Origin of the sequence: Pseudomonas asplenii (genome assembly GCF_001293465.1) — a bacterium.
Classification (GTDB): domain Bacteria; phylum Pseudomonadota; class Gammaproteobacteria; order Pseudomonadales; family Pseudomonadaceae; genus Aquipseudomonas; species Aquipseudomonas fuscovaginae_B.
In genome coordinates, this window is sequence record NZ_JSYZ01000004.1 from 132,333 (window position 1) to 146,631 (window position 14,299).

Here is a 14,299-nt window from a genome sequence, read left to right on the forward strand (position 1 = left end):
ATGAGTCGTGCATGGCGCTTGTACGACACCACCTTGCAGGAGCAGGCGGTGCGGCGGTCCGACTTGCCCGTGAATACGCCATCTCCCTTCCCCCGGTGTCATCCGCCTTGTACAAGGACTCCGCCGTGACATTGACCTCCCGCGCCACCCTCAATCGTCAGTCCCTGGGCCTGGGCCTGCTCGCCCTGCTGCTGTTCCTCGCCGGGGTTCACCAGCAGGCGGCCATCGGCTTCGATTCGCGCTTCGTCCTGTTCGCCCAGGAAATGTTGCGCCACGGCCCGGGCTTCTTCCCGACCACCTACGGCGAGCCCTACCCCGACTACTCGGCCTTCTCGACCGTGCTGGTCTGGCTGTTCGCCCTGCCCTTCGGCACCGTCAATGCCCTGGCGGCGTGGCTGCCCAGTGCCCTGGCAGCGGCCTGGATCGTGGTGCTGATGTACCGGCTGGTCGCCCCCCACTCCCCGCGCTGGGCACTGCTGAGCATCGCCCTGCTGTTGTTGAGCAACACCTTCATCACCGAGACACGTGCCGTCTCGCTGGATCTGCTGCTGGCCGCCGTCGGCTTCTCGGTGTTCTACCTGGGCTACACCGCCGATCATTTCGCCGCACCGAAACGCCATGGCTGGATACTCGCCCTGCTGGTGCTGGGCTTCGCCATCCGCGGACCGATCGGCCTGGTGATCCCCACCGGCATGCTCTGCAGCTACTACCTGCTGGGCGGCCAGTGGCGACGCCTGTTCGTCTTCGGCTTCCAGGCCCTGGGCCTGCTGGCGGTCTGTATCGCACTACTGCTATGGCTGGCCTGGCTGGATGGCGGCAGCGTCTTCCTCCATGAAGTGATCCGCATGCAGTTCACCGGCCGCATGGATGGCAGCGAAGGCTCCAGTGGCCTGCTGTATTACTTCGGCAGTTCGTTCGGCAACTACGCCCTGGCCTATCCGCTGGCGGTCCTGGGGGGGGTGGCACTCTTCGCCGGTGGTCGCCAGCAACGTGGGCCGGCGCTGCAATTGATGCTCTACTGCCTGGCCGCCGGCCTGATCGTGATGCTCGGGCTGTCGGTACCGCAGGCGAAGAAGGCCCGCTACATCCTGCCGATGGCGCCAATGATCGCCATCGTCGCGGCCTTTGCGTTCCAGGCAGGCCAGGGGCGGCTGTTCGCCTGGCTGCGCGGGCTGATCCAGGGCCTCTGGCTGCTGCTGCCGGCGCTGCTGATCGGCGGGATGATCCTGCTGCATCGACGCTTTCCCGAGGAACTGCCGACACTGGGCATCGCCCCCTGGCTGGTGGGTGCCCTGCAGGTCATCGCCGTGATGATGCTGTTCAAGACCCGCTGGCGTGCCATCGGCCTGGCGGCCTGTGCGGTATTGGCGATGTGGGCGAGCTACATCCTGGTCGTCGAGCCGGTCGAGCGGACGGCCTATGACACCCGGACATTTACCCGGGCAGCCCAACAGTTGATCCATCAGGCGCCGGCACCCGTGGTGCTGCACGCCATGGGCAAGGACGCGAAGGCAATCAAGTTCATGGTCAACCTGGACGAGGATCTGCAACCGCTGTTCACCGATACGCCACAGCAGTTGCAGGCGGTGAGCGGGCCGGCGTGGCTGGTGATGGACAGGCAGGATTACCAGAAGCTGCAGGGTACGCCGGTCGGGGCGCTGGTGCCGGTGTTGAGTGGGCGGTTCGACAAGAATGATTTCGTGCTGCTCAAACAGCCCTGATACGGAGTCGCCTGGCCGCTCCTGGCGGTTCGCGGGCAAGCCCGGCTCCTACGGGGGATCGATACCGAACGCGGCATTGGCGTACGGCACCATCCTGTAGGAGCGTGGCTTGCCCGCGAACCGCCGCAGGCGGCCAGACGACACCAGCCGACTACCCTCAGGCGATCACCACACTGGCGCCTTTGAGCGTATCCAGCCCAACCCCCACCAAGGTCACCGAATCAGCGCCAAAGCTGAGCACGGTGTCATTGCCGACCACCTTGGCATGTTCAAGAATGTTGTGCCCCTGGGTATCGGCATAGCCCATGAACACCAGCTTGTCCGAAGACTGGAAGCCGCTGATGCGGTCCTGGCCAAAGGCACCGTTGAACAGAAAGGTGTTGCCCCCGCCCCGCGCCTCCATCAGGTCATTGCCCGCCCCGCCGATGAACAGATTGCCGCCATTGGCCGCGCCGATCAGGTGATCGTTGCCGCCATTGCCCAGCAACCATTCACCCGAAGCCTTCGCGGTCAGGGTGTCCGCCCCGGCGCCGCCCACCTGCGAAGCGACATACTGGCCGCCGGACAGGCTCTGGTCAGCGACCTTGTGGGCCACGTCCCGGGACAGGAACACCAGGTGCGGTTCGCTGCTGACCAGCGTGCCGATATCCCTGGCAATGGTGATCCCGCCCTGGGCATCGCGAAGATACAGCGTGCCCTGGCCGTCATTGGCGATCTCGACGCTGTCGAGAGGCTTCTGCAGGTCAAGGGTGTTATGGCCCTTGCCACCGAGAATGATGTTGTAGCCGCCGTCGTCGCGGAACGTGTCATCGCCGCCGCCCCCTTCGAGATAGTCGTTGCCGCGCCCGCCCTTGAGCAGGTCGCTGGCCTCGCTGCCGATGATGAAGGTGGTGCCGCTATGGGCCTCGGCGTTGCGGTTGAGGTCCTGCACCCAGGTCTTGTCCCGCGCCGGATCCGACAGGTTGCTGACGACGATGGTCGAGTTCCTGCCGGTCAGGTCGTAGAACGACGAATCGACTATCCGTTGCATGCCGTTGCCATAGGCGGTCGGCAGATGCGACAGCCAGGTGGCGATGTTGCCGATGGAGAACGGCATGGCGTTCCAGGCATCGGACGCGTAGTGGTCGTTGAAGTTGACGATGTTGTTGGTCGCCGAAGCCTTGTAACCGTCATGCACGCCGAGGGTCGCCAGGGTCAGGCTGGAGCCGTCGAGGGCCCGGAACACCGGATCGTTTTCATAGCCGATGTTCAACACATGGGTGCCCGCGCCGCTCTGGGTCGGCGAGGCGAAGGCGATGTAGCTGGCATCCTTGTAGAAACCGCCCCACTGGCCCGCACTCAGGTCCGCCAGGCTGTTGACCGCCAGCCCGCCCAGGCTGTGCCCGCTGACCAGCACATCCTTGCCGCCCAGGCCGTTGGCCCGGGCAAAGGCGGCGACGCTGTCGAGCAAGCCGGAGAAGGCATTGGCGCTGTAGTTTTTCGCGTAGTCCTTGGGGCCGATGGCCGCCAGCAGGTCATTGATCGCATCACCGATGGTGTCGGTGATCACGGTTTCCCGCGGGCCGCTGGTGCCGCGAAAGGCGATGCCGATGGAGGTCAGGTGGCCCTCGGCGTCGTACTTGCCGAGCACTTCCGCCTGAGCGGTGGTGTAGCCGGTCTTTTCGCCGTAGAAGGTACCCCGGCCATCGGTCTTGCCGGCGTAACCCAGCTGGCTGGCGCTGATCGGCGTCCAGCCGGCCGCCTTCACCGCCGCCAGCGCCGCCTTCTCCGAATCGGGGTTCCAGGGCACGCCGGGAATTACGCCCTGGGCGTCCGTGCCACCGATCAGCGCCTTGACCAGCGTCGCCGGCAGGCCGAGGCCGAAGCCGTGCTGCTGGTAACCGACAGCCAGGCCATTGTCGATGTTGTGGTAGGAATACAAGGTGATCGCCATCGCGTCAGCGTACAGCGCCTTGGAGACAGTGGAACCCGCATTTTCATAGTCAAAAACACCCATGGTATTGCCTCTCTGTTGTTGAAATTGTCGAGAAAGCCTGCAACGGAAGTCAGTGAACGGCCGCCGGCGCCACGAACGCCTCATCGACCCTGGCCAGGTCGGTTTCGCGCAGCGTGCCGGCGTAGTAATGCAATCGGGTCCAGGCCATCAGGTAGTCATAGCGCGCCTGCGCCATGTCCCGACGGGTGCTGTAGAGCTGTTGTTCGGCGTTGAGCAGGTCGAGGTTGACCCGCTCGCCGCCGAGGATGCTTTGCCGGGTGGAGAGCACCAGCGACTCGGCCGAAGCCAGCGCCTTGCGGTAGGCGCGCAGCTTGCTCGCCCCCGACTGGCAGGCGTTGTACTGGCGCCGCAGCTCGATCAGGGTTTCGCGGGTCTTGCCATCGAGTTCGTATTCGGCCTGTTCCAGGTTGGCACTGGCCTGGCGAACCGAGGCGGACACCCCGCCACCGGCGAACAACGGCACGCTGACCTCGAAGCCGACGGTGTTGGTGTCGTAACGCTGGTTGTAGGTGTTGCCGCTGTCGGACTCGCTCTTGCGCAGGCTGGCATAGGCATTGAGCTTGGGCAGGTGCCCGGCGCGGTTGCGCTCCACTTCGTAGTGCGCCACCTCCACCGCCTGGCGCTGGGAAGCCAGCGTCGGGTTGTTGCTCAGGGCCAGCTCATGCCAGGTGGCGAAGTTGGCCGGCTCCAGTGGAAACGACTCGAACCCCTGCGCCAGCGGCGCCAGTTCGGCGACGTCGACCGTCGGCACGCCGATCAGCGCCCCCAGCTCGCGCAACGACGCATCCTGCGCATCGCGGGCCTCGATCTCCTCGGCCGTGGCCAGTTCATAGCGCGCCTGCGACTCGAGGATGTCGGTGCGGGTGCCCTCGCCCTGACGGAACAGCTGCGTGTTCTGCTGGAACTGTTCGTCGAGGGCCTTCTTCCGGGCCCTGGCGATCTGGATCTGGTCCTCGGCGAACAGCGCCTGGGTGTAGTAGGTCAGCACCCTCACCAGCAGTTCCTGGCTCTTGCCGCGAAAGGTCTCGTCGGCAAACAGCGCCTGGGCCACGCCCTTGCGATAGTTGGCATAGGCCTCGTAGTCGATCAGCGGCTGCTGCAGGGTCAGGGTCGAGCCGGAACTGGTGTAGTTGCGGTCCTCATGGAAATTGCCGCGTTCGTTGAGGTAGGTGACCCGAGAGTCGTTGCGGCCCTGGTTGTAGTTGTAGGACAGCCGCGGCAGCAGGCCGGCGCGGCCGATGGCACGGTTTTCCTGGCCGGCATCGCGCTCCTTGAGCGCGCCGAGGAACACCGGGTCGTTGCGCAGCGCCTGCTCATAGACCTGGAACGGCCCCATGGCCTGGCAATCGAGGGAAAACAACAGCAACGCAGCCGCCACACACAGCGGTTTGGTCATCAGGCGCAACATACTACTCCTCGGTCAACGCAGAACCCGCACGGTCCATCAGGGGCTTGAACAGATAGTTGAGCAACGACCGCTCACCGGTGCGCACGAACATTTCCGCCGGCATGCCCGGCTTGATCACCAGCCCGTTGAGTTTCTCCAGGGCCAGGTCGCTGACCGAACTGCGCAGTACGTAATACGGCGTACCACTTTTTTCATCGAGCAACTGGTCGGCGGAAATCAGGCTCACCGCACCGCTGACCCGCGGCGTGCGATTCTGGTTGAAGGCGGTGAACAGGATGTCCACCGGCAATGCCGTGCCGACCTTGTCCACCAGGTGGACCGGCAACCGCCCCTCCACCTCCAGGCGTTCGCCCTGCGGGACGATCTCCACCAGGGTGTCGCCGGCACGCACCACCGCACCTTCGGTATGCACTCCCAGGTTCACCGCGATACCTTCGGCCGGTGCGCTGATTTCGCTGTGCTGCAGTTCGAAACGGGCCGAGGTCAGTTGCTGTTCCAGGGTCAGGGTCTTGAGCTGGGCCTCGGCCAGTTGGCTGCGCACCTCCTTCTGGTATTCCTCGGCGTGCTGCGAAAGCTTCAATCGCGACTCGAGAATGCCCTGCTCGACCCGCCCGCTCTCACCGCTGTTCTGCGCCAGGTCCTGCTGCACCTGGGACAGTTGCCGCTCGTACTCCAGCAGGCGGTTGGCCGGGATATAGCCGTTCTCGGCCAACGGCCGCAGATTGTCCAGTTGACGCCGCAGGGAGTCGGCGCGGGCGTTCATGTCGGCGCGGGCCCGACGCATGCCGGCCAGTTGCGCACCAGCGCCCTCGATGGCGGCACGAATGCCGGCCTGTTCGCGGGCAAACGCCTCGCGCCGGCTGCTGAACAACTGCCGCTGACCTTCGAGTACCAGGCCCAGTTGCGGGTCGGTATCGGCGGTCAGCTCATCCGGGAAGTTCACCCGCGCCAGGTTGTCCCGCTCGCTCTGCCAGCGCGCCTGGCTGGCCCAGGCCACCCGGTACTGCGCGCGCAGGGACTGGACATCGGCCGAGCGCTGGGTCTGATCGAGGCGAAACAGCGGCTGCCCCTGGCGGACCAACTGCCCTTCGTGCACCAGGATCCGCTCGACCACCCCTCCGCCGAGGGACTGCACCGCCTTGCGCTTGCCGGAGACCACCACGGTCCCTTGGACCGCAATGCCCTGGTCCAGCGGCGCCAGGGCCGCCCAGGCGAAGAAGCTGCCGGCGCCCAGCAGCGCCAGCCACCAGCCGGCGCGGACAAAGAAGCCGGCATCGCGCTCCTGGCGCTCGTGGGGTTCATCGTGTTGCATCAGGCTGTCCTGGCTCATGCTCCGCTCCTGCGTGTCGCTGCACCGTATTGCCGGCTCAGGCTGAGCCCGGCTGGGGTTGGGGATGGCTCGCGCGGGGCTTCGGCCACCGTGGCCGCCGCCGGTTGCGCGTTGCCGGCCAGGGCCTTGAGCACCTCGGCGCTGGGCCCGAAGGCCTGCATCCGCCCCTCGTTGAGCACCAGCAGCTTGTCGGTCTGGGCCAGGGACGTGGTCCGGTGGGTCACCAGGATCACACTGCTGCCCTGGGCCTTGAGCTGGGCGATGGCCGCGGTGAGCGCCGCCTCGCCGACCGCGTCGAGGTTGGAGTTCGGCTCGTCGAGGATCACCAGCCGGGGGCCGCCATACAGCGCCCGGGCCAGGGCCACCCGCTGTTTCTGCCCACCGGACAGGCCGCAGCCATCGTCGCCCAGCAGGGTGTCGTAGCCCTGGGGCAGGCGCAGGATCAGTTCATGAACACCGGCCTGTACCGCGGCAGCCACCACCTTTTGCGGGTCGGCCTCGCTGAAACGGGCGATGTTCTCGGCCACCGTGCCACTGAACAGTTCGATCGATTGCGGCAGGTAGCCAATGTGCGGGCCGAGTTCATCGCGGTCCCAGCGATGGATATCCGCGCCGTCCAGGCGCACCACGCCCGCCAGGGTTGGCCAGACCCCCACCAGCACCCGTGCCAGGGTGGACTTGCCCGACCCCGAGGCGCCCAGTACGCCCAGCACCTCACCGGCCTCGATGGCAAAGCTGACATGGTGCAAGGTGGCCCCGCGCCGCCCCGGGGGACCTGCGCTGACCTGCTCGAACGCCACCCGCCCCTTGGGCTCGGGCAGGCTCATGGCGGGCTCGCCCTGGGGAAACTCGCGCAGCAGTTCGTCGAGCCGCCGGTAGGCCAGCTTGGCCGCGCTCCACTGCTTCCAGACGGCGATCAACTGGTCGATGGGGCTCAGGACGCGCCCCATCAGGATCGAGCCGGCGATCATCATCCCGGAGCTCATGTCGCCCTTGATCACCAGCAAGGCGCCCAGCCCCAGCACCAGCGATTGCAGGCACAGGCGCAGCGACTTGCTCAGCGAAGTCACCAGCGCGCCGGTATCGCTGGCCTGGTTCTGCCGCGCGAGAAACCGCGAATGCACCTGGAACCAGCGTCGACGCAGGGCCCCGAGCATGCCCATGGCCTGGATGGTTTCGGCATTGTGCAAATGGCTGGTGGCCAACTGGCTGGATTTCTGCGAATAGCCACTGGCTTCGGCCAGGGGTTTGCGGGTCAGCCACTCGTTGAGGCAGGCCAGCGCAATCAGCAGCACCGCGCCCACGCTGGCAAACACTCCGAGCCACGGGTTGAACAGGAAGATCACCAGCAGGTAGAGGGGAAACCACGGCGCGTCGAAGAACGCGAACAACGCGGGCCCCGTGAGAAACTGGCGGATATGGGTCAGGTCGCCCAGGGCCTGGCCGGCATGCCCCTCGCCGCGAAACAGGTTGCGTTCGAAGGCCGCCTTGTACACCCGCAGGTTGAACTGCCGTTCGAGCTGGCTGCCGATGCGGATCACGATGAAACTGCGGATGGTTTCAAGCACCCCGATGAAGGCGAAGAAGCCCACCACCATCAGCGTCAGCATCACCAGGGTGGTTTCGTTCTGCGACGTCAGTACCCGGTCGTAAACCTGCAGCATGTAGATCGACGGGACCAGCATCAGCAGATTGATCAGGGCGGTGAAACAACCGACGCTGATCAATATGCTCTTGTAGTCACCCAGTACGCGGAACAAGGGTGTACCCGAAATCATCTTCAACGATTTCATTTATCGTCCCTGATTTTTTGATTCTAGAAATTCGTGAGACCCGCAAGGATCTCTGCCCTGTCACTGAAGTTGATTCAAAACATGCAACGGCCCTTTTCCCCTGGCGATGGATTCGCCATCCAACGGACAGAGGCAGCCATCAGGCTGCCTCCTTTCCCAGACTCAGGCGACGATATCCGTCTGCACCGCCTGCCCGACGGTCATGACCCGGAAATCGGCCACGCCGTCCCCATCGAAGTCGACCGTCAGGTCATACCCCAGCACCGCCTCACGGGACTGCCCGGTGAACTTCTCGACATAGGTCAGGCCCGAGCCGTGGGTGAGAGCACTCAGATCGATCTTGTCCTTGCCGCTGACGAAGTCGACGATCCAGTCGGCACTCTCCGGGATCGAGTCGCTGATATCGCGATACAGGAAGGTATCCCGACCGGGGCCGCCCACCAGCCAGTCAAGCCCGGGGCCCCCGACGAGGATGTCGTCGCCGGCCCGGCCATTGAGACGATCTTCGCCGTCGCCACCATTGAGGTGGTCGGAACCGCGGCCGCCGATCAGGAGGTCGTCACCGGCGCCCCCGTAGAGGGAACTGGCCTTATTGCCCGCCCTCAGCGTGTCGTTGCCAGTACCCCCGAGCAACAAGTCATGACCACCGCCGCCGACGATACGATTGTCCTGGGCATTACCGACGATGTAGTCGTTGCCGGTCGTGCCGTTGAAGTTGACAAGCGGGTCAGGCACATCCTGCCTGGGAGAAACGGGATTGAGGGTAAACAAAGACATATCATTTCCTTAAAAATCAATAGGTAAAGCAACAAGAGCGCTTCGCCAACGAAAGGTCGTATCGGGCGGACTCTTGTGTACGGCTGTCCTGGGCAGGCGGTCACCCGCGCTTGCCGAAACTCAGTCGCGGCTCTTTCTGCCGAGGGTCAGCTCACCTTGCTGGCGTGACACCGAATAACCCGCGCCATCCCGGTTCAGGTGCACCAGGCCGCTGCCCTGCTGATCGAACAGCCACAGGCCATCCGGAGTCGGCTCCCAGCCGCTGGGGCGCTCGCCGAGCAGCTCGGTGGCGCACTCCAGGTCGCCCGTCAGCATGGGCGGCTGGGCCGCCAGCTCCAGCACGCAGGTCCGCGCCGGGCTCGAGCTGCTGGACAACTGCCATTGGCCCGCGAGCGATTCGCGGCTGGGTAACACCAAACTACTGGCCATGACGGCTTCTCCCATGAAAGTGAGTGACAGGGCCAGCAGCCAGGCCCCCCTGCGTTTTCGAGTGATGGGCCCGCTGGCGGGCCGGTGGTGGTCTTGCATGCGTTCCTTGCTCGTGGGTTTCATACCATCAGACCAGAATATCCGTGACCGCCATCCGCCCTACGGTGACAACCTGGAAATCCGCCAGGCCCTGCCCGGAAAAGTCGATGGCCAAAGTGCCCTGGTCGGTGTCGGCGTCACGACTCAACACCGCCTCGCCAGCCCGTCCGGTAAATGCGTCGACGAAACTCAGGCCGCCCCCCTGGGTCAGCCTGCCCAGATCGATCTGGTCCTGGCCGCTGACAAAATCCATGATCCGATCAGAGGCCTGCGGCGTCGAGTCGGTGATGGCGCCGAACACGAAGATGTCGTTGCCCTCGCCGCCCCAGAGGCGATCCGCACCGCCGCCACCCTGGAGGATATCGCTGCCGGCGCCGCCACGCAGTTCGTTGGCCACGTCATTGCCGATCAGCACATCGTGGCCCGAACCGCCAATGGCATTCTCGAGGGTGACGCCGTGGGCAATCGAGACATTGCCCCGCAGGCCACCCACATCGGAGAACGAACCGGCCCGCAGATTGATTTCCTGGTCCTGGGTGAAACCGGAGAAGTCCAGGGTGTCATTGCCACCCCCATCCCACACCGAGAACACCAGGGCATCGGCAGACGACTGGGCACTGAGGTAGTCACGGCCGGTGTTGGAGTTGAAACCATAGACGGTGTCATCGGCACGGGTACTGTAGTTGGCCCCATAGAGCTTCTGGATCGCCGCGATATCGTCGCGCAACGGCGCGGATGAATAGTGTTCGGCGCCGTTCTTGACGAAGTTCTGCCCGGTGTTGCTTTCACTGAAGTAGCTCATGATGCTGTAACCCAGCGTGTCCTGCACGTAGCCGGCATCCCGGTAGCTCGGCTGGTCCACATTCGCCCCGTAGTCACTGGGGTGGGACAGCCCCAGGGTATGGCCGATCTCATGGACCAGCGACATGCGCCCATAGTTGTTCAGGCCGGGTGCACTGTTGAGGTCGTAGCTGTCACTGACCAGGTACCACGACTGGCCGTCGTAGTCGGGATCGGACCCTGGCGCATAGGCGAACGCCGCGCTGCCCGCCGGGCCGACCTCGTAGTTGCCAAAGCTCAGGTGCCCTTCGCCACCGCTCGGCGCCTCGGTGAAGCTCAGGTTGGCGACATCCGCCCAGGACTGCAGGGCCAGCACCGCCTGCGCCTGCTGCAACGCGCTGAACTGGCCGAAGCCGCCGAGGCCGTGGTCGACCTTGAGCTCGACGAAGTTCGAGGGCGGCGTGTCCGGGAAGGCGAACGTCAGCTCGACGGTGCCGTTGCCGTCCTTGTCCTTCCAGGACTGGCCGCTACGGGTGAGCTGCTGCGCCGCCTGGTCCACGGAATAGCTCGGCTTGCCGCTGGTGATAGGGGAATTGATCGTTGTCACGCAAAATCCTCAAGGCAGGGCATCAGGCCACGATATCCGTGACGGCCATCCGACCGACCGTGGTGATCTGGAAATCCGCCAGGCCCCGCCCCGCGAAGTCGATCGCCAGGGTGCCCTGGTGGGTGCTCTCGTCATAGGCCAGTACCGCCTCCCGGGCATTGCCACTGAAGGCACCGACGAAGTTCAGGCCCGAACCGCGGGTCATCCCGGCCAGGCTGATCTCGTCCTGACCCGTGGTGAAATCCATGATCCGGTCAGAGGCCTGCGGCGTCGAATCGGAGACGGCGGAGAACATGAAGGTATCCCTGCCGGCACCGCCCCATAGTTCATCCGCGCCACCGCCGCCCTTGAGAACGTCGTCGCCGGCACCACCGCGCAACTGGTTGCCCAGTTCGTTGCCGACCAGCAGGTCCTTGCCCGAGCCGCCCATGGCGTTCTCGATAGCCACGCCATGGGCGATGGAAACATTGCCACGCAGGCCGCCCACGTCGGAAAACGCCCCCTCATTCAGGTTGATCTCCTGGTCCTGGGTGAAACCGGAGAAGTCCAGGGTGTCATTGCCACCGCCATCCCAGACCGAAAACACCAGCTTGTCCGCGGACGAGGTGGCGGTCAGGTAATCGCGGTCGGTATTGGAGTTGAAGCCATAGGTGGTGTCACCGGCGCGGGTGCTGAAGTTGGGGCCGTAGAGTTTCTGGATCGCCGCAATATCGTGCAACTGCGGCGCCGAAGGGTAGACAGACGCGTCGTCCTTGGCGAAATCCTGTCCGGTATTGGTTTCACTCCAATAGCTCATCAGGGTGTAGCCGACGGAATCCTCGACCACATCGGCCTTCAGCCCGTAGTCATCGTCGCCGCTGATCCGATTCCACAGCCAGTCGAGCCAGATATCTTCCCGGGAGTTGTAGTCACCGGGGTGGTCCAGGCCCAGGGTATGACCGATTTCGTGAACCAGGGCGAATCGGCCAGCGCTGCCCATCACCGGCAGCTGGTTGGGCCCGTCGCCGGAGGCCCGGCTACGCAGCCATCCGGACCAGGTATCGTCGCTGGGCACCCGGTACCAGGACTGGCCGTCAAGGATGGGGTGGCTGTTGGGCAGGAAGGCGAATGCCGTGGCACCGTGCATGCCCTCGCTGAAATTGCCAAAGCTCATTTGCCCCTCCCCACCCGCCTGGGCCTCGGTGAAGGTCACATTGGTCACATCCGCCCAGGTCTGCATGGCCAGTTTCGCCTGCGCCTTCTGCTGCGCATTGAACTCACTGAATCCATCCAGGCGCATTCCAACGAAGGCCAGGTTGGGTGCGGTGAGAAACTGGTAGGTCAGGTCGATTCGACCGTCACCGTCCTGATCCGCCCAACGCTGATTGTAACGGGCGAGATGCATCGCGGCCTCATCCGTGGTCAGGGAAAACTTTCCGGAAGATTCCAAAGTATATTGCCGGACCTCGGACGGAAACTGTCCAGAGAGAACTTTATTGGAGCTGGTAGATGTCATGCTGAAATCCTTGAGGCATGGAAAAACTTGCTCGAACCGGTAACTAACCGATAACAAGCCGGCCTATTGGACTTTTCCCTGTCCGAAGCCTCCTGCAAATAACGCTCATTCTTCCATCCCTCGTACAACTTTTGAAAATGCTATCTGAAGCGTGCTCAGCCCCAGGAGGAAAAGTCGACAAGACCGTTAAATCATCCAGACTTTCCCCTCGAGATTTCCCTTTACCCAGGCAACAGCAACTTCTCCATTCGACTTGCAGGAGTAGCGTAGACGCTCCCCTGTTTGATCAACTTACGCCATGATATCCGTGACTCTTACCACACCCAGCGTAGTAACCCGGAAATCGGCTACACCATCGCCAGAGAAGTCGACCTCCAACGTCCCCTCGTGGGCACGGCCCAGTACCGCCTGCCCGGCCTGCCCCGTAAAGGCCTCGACGAAGCTCAGGCCCGAACCATGGGTAATGTCGGTCAGGTCGATCCGGTCCTCGCCGCTGACGAAATCCATGATCCAGTCGGCGGCCTCTGGCGTCGAATCCGATATCCGGGTGAACACGAAGAGGTCGCGCCCTTCCCCTCCACGCAGCCAGTCAGGCCCGGCACCCCCCAAGAGGACGTCGCGACCGGAACCGCCGGTCAACCAGTCTTTACCGTCGCCACCCTCGAGGATGTCATCGCCGGCATCCCCATACAGGACGTCGCAACCAGCCCCCCCCATGAGCCGATTGTTCGCCGCATTACCGATAATCACATCGTCGCCCCTGCCACCCACGGCGTTTTCCAGGGTAACGCCCTTGGCGATCGACACATTGCCCAGCAGCCCGCCCACGCTTGAAAACGCGCCGGCGTTGAGGTTGATGTTCTGGTCCTGGGTAAAACCGGAGAAGTCCAGGGTGTCATTGCCGCCACCGTCCCAGACGGTGAACACCAGCTTGTCCGAAGACGAGGTGGCACTGAGGAAATCGCGCCCGGTGTTGGAATTGAAGCCATAGACGCTGTCATCGGCGCGCGTAGCGTGGTTGGCGCCATAGAGCTTCTGGATGGCCGCGATATCGTCCATCAGCGGACCGGACGCATGGGCCCCGTTGAATTTCTGGCCGGTGTTGCTTTCACTCCAGTAGCTCATGACGCTGTAGCCACGCGTGTCCTGCCAATAGCTTGCATCCTTGTAGCTTGGGCTGCCCTTGACGGCGTCGTAGTCTCCAGGGTGGCTCAGGCCCAGGTTATGGCCAACCTCGTGGACCAGGGTCTGGCGACTGTAGTTACCCAACCCGGGCGTCTTGCTTTCATCGGCCTTGTACCAGGACTGTCCATCGCTGCTGGCTCCGGAACCCGGCTGGAACGCGAATGCGGCCCCCTTCTTGCCGGCGCTGTAGTTGCCGAAGGTCAGATGCCCCTCCTTGCCTGGCTTCGCCTCGGTGAACGTCACGTTGGCGACGTCGGCCCAGGATTGCATGGCCAGGACCGCCTGCTTTTTTTGCAGGGCACTGAACGGACTGAACCCGGTGACGCCCAGGCCGCTGAAGTTCTTGGGGGCGGACGTCAGGAAACTGTAGGTCAACTCGATCTGCTGATCGTCATCCCGGTCCTTCAATACCCTGCCGCTACGGTTGATCTGGTTGACCGCCTGCTCCTGGGAATAGAGTGGCTTGCCATCAATCGACAGGGGCGTCTGTGACGATGCCCATTCGGGCGGATCCCGATGCACCGAATTAAAGATTCTATCGAGGTTTCTGGTAATGGGCTGAGGCATTCTGATGCAAGTCCTTGAGACAGGGAAAACGTGCCCGAACACGTCAATGTTCGGCCACGAGGGTGCGCATTTGACGGCCCCTTATCCGATGAATCCTGCAAATAGCGCTCAC

10 protein-coding genes are annotated in these 14,299 nt (G+C 63.8%); 1 reads left to right on the forward strand and 9 read right to left on the reverse strand.

Annotated elements, in window-relative coordinates; translation table 11 throughout:
• Positions 1-125 precede the first annotated feature (125 nt).
• Positions 126-1,721, forward strand: a complete 1,596-nt coding sequence (locus PF66_RS07140) for an ArnT family glycosyltransferase (RefSeq protein WP_054060841.1) — start codon at positions 126-128, stop codon at positions 1,719-1,721.
• Positions 1,722-1,878: 157 nt separating this feature from the next.
• On the opposite strand, the gene PF66_RS07145 is transcribed toward PF66_RS07140, so the two are convergent.
• From PF66_RS07145 to PF66_RS07185, 9 genes are all read right to left on the reverse strand, one after another.
• A complete protein-coding gene (locus tag PF66_RS07145; protein WP_054062272.1) occupies positions 1,879-3,717 on the reverse strand; it encodes a polyurethane esterase in 1,839 nt (612 codons plus the stop codon).
• Between the two features lie 49 nt (positions 3,718-3,766).
• Positions 3,767-5,125, reverse strand: a complete 1,359-nt coding sequence (locus PF66_RS07150) for a TolC family outer membrane protein (protein ID WP_054062273.1) — start codon at positions 5,123-5,125, stop codon at positions 3,767-3,769.
• A 1-nt stretch (position 5,126) separates the two neighbouring features.
• The gene (locus PF66_RS07155; protein ID WP_054062274.1) at positions 5,127-6,455 is read right to left on the reverse strand and encodes an HlyD family type I secretion periplasmic adaptor subunit; all 1,329 of its coding nucleotides are present in this window, start codon (positions 6,453-6,455) and stop codon (positions 5,127-5,129) included.
• Entirely contained in the window at positions 6,452-8,248 is a 1,797-nt protein-coding gene (locus PF66_RS07160; protein WP_054062275.1) for a type I secretion system permease/ATPase, read from the reverse strand. The genes PF66_RS07155 and PF66_RS07160 overlap by 4 nt, the downstream gene beginning before the upstream one ends.
• A gap of 162 nt (positions 8,249-8,410) precedes the next feature.
• Complete coding sequence (locus PF66_RS07165; RefSeq protein WP_054059345.1) at positions 8,411-9,025, reverse strand: calcium-binding protein; 615 nt, start codon at positions 9,023-9,025, stop codon at positions 8,411-8,413.
• A gap of 120 nt (positions 9,026-9,145) precedes the next feature.
• The gene (locus PF66_RS07170) at positions 9,146-9,454 is read right to left on the reverse strand and encodes an AprI/Inh family metalloprotease inhibitor (RefSeq protein ID WP_054062425.1); all 309 of its coding nucleotides are present in this window, start codon (positions 9,452-9,454) and stop codon (positions 9,146-9,148) included.
• A 127-nt stretch (positions 9,455-9,581) separates the two neighbouring features.
• Positions 9,582-10,940, reverse strand: coding sequence for a serralysin family metalloprotease (locus PF66_RS07175; protein WP_152972977.1), 1,359 nt, complete (start codon positions 10,938-10,940; stop codon positions 9,582-9,584).
• Between the two features lie 22 nt (positions 10,941-10,962).
• Positions 10,963-12,435 (reverse strand): serralysin family metalloprotease, encoded by a 1,473-nt coding sequence (locus PF66_RS07180; RefSeq protein WP_081009805.1) that lies wholly within the window; start codon positions 12,433-12,435, stop codon positions 10,963-10,965.
• A 291-nt stretch (positions 12,436-12,726) separates the two neighbouring features.
• Positions 12,727-14,187: a serralysin family metalloprotease gene (locus PF66_RS07185; RefSeq protein WP_054062277.1), complete on the reverse strand. Its 1,461-nt coding sequence runs from the start codon at positions 14,185-14,187 to the stop codon at positions 12,727-12,729.
• Between the last annotated feature and the right edge of the window lie 112 nt (positions 14,188-14,299).

Bases quoted from the DNA above. Each gene is read 5' to 3' on its own strand.
- PF66_RS07145 (WP_054062272.1), bottom strand. From the start codon at position 3,717: ATGGGTGTTTTTGACTATGAAAATGCGGGTTCCACTGTCTCCAAGGCG.
- PF66_RS07150 (WP_054062273.1), bottom strand. From the start codon at position 5,125: ATGTTGCGCCTGATGACCAAACCGCTGTGTGTGGCGGCTGCGTTGCTG.
- PF66_RS07155 (WP_054062274.1), bottom strand. From the start codon at position 6,455: ATGAGCCAGGACAGCCTGATGCAACACGATGAACCCCACGAGCGCCAG.
- PF66_RS07160 (WP_054062275.1), bottom strand. From the start codon at position 8,248: ATGAAATCGTTGAAGATGATTTCGGGTACACCCTTGTTCCGCGTACTG.
- PF66_RS07165 (WP_054059345.1), bottom strand. From the start codon at position 9,025: ATGTCTTTGTTTACCCTCAATCCCGTTTCTCCCAGGCAGGATGTGCCT.
- PF66_RS07170 (WP_054062425.1), bottom strand. From the start codon at position 9,454: ATGGCCAGTAGTTTGGTGTTACCCAGCCGCGAATCGCTCGCGGGCCAA.
- PF66_RS07180 (WP_081009805.1), bottom strand. From the start codon at position 12,435: ATGACATCTACCAGCTCCAATAAAGTTCTCTCTGGACAGTTTCCGTCC.
- PF66_RS07185 (WP_054062277.1), bottom strand. From the start codon at position 14,187: ATGCCTCAGCCCATTACCAGAAACCTCGATAGAATCTTTAATTCGGTG.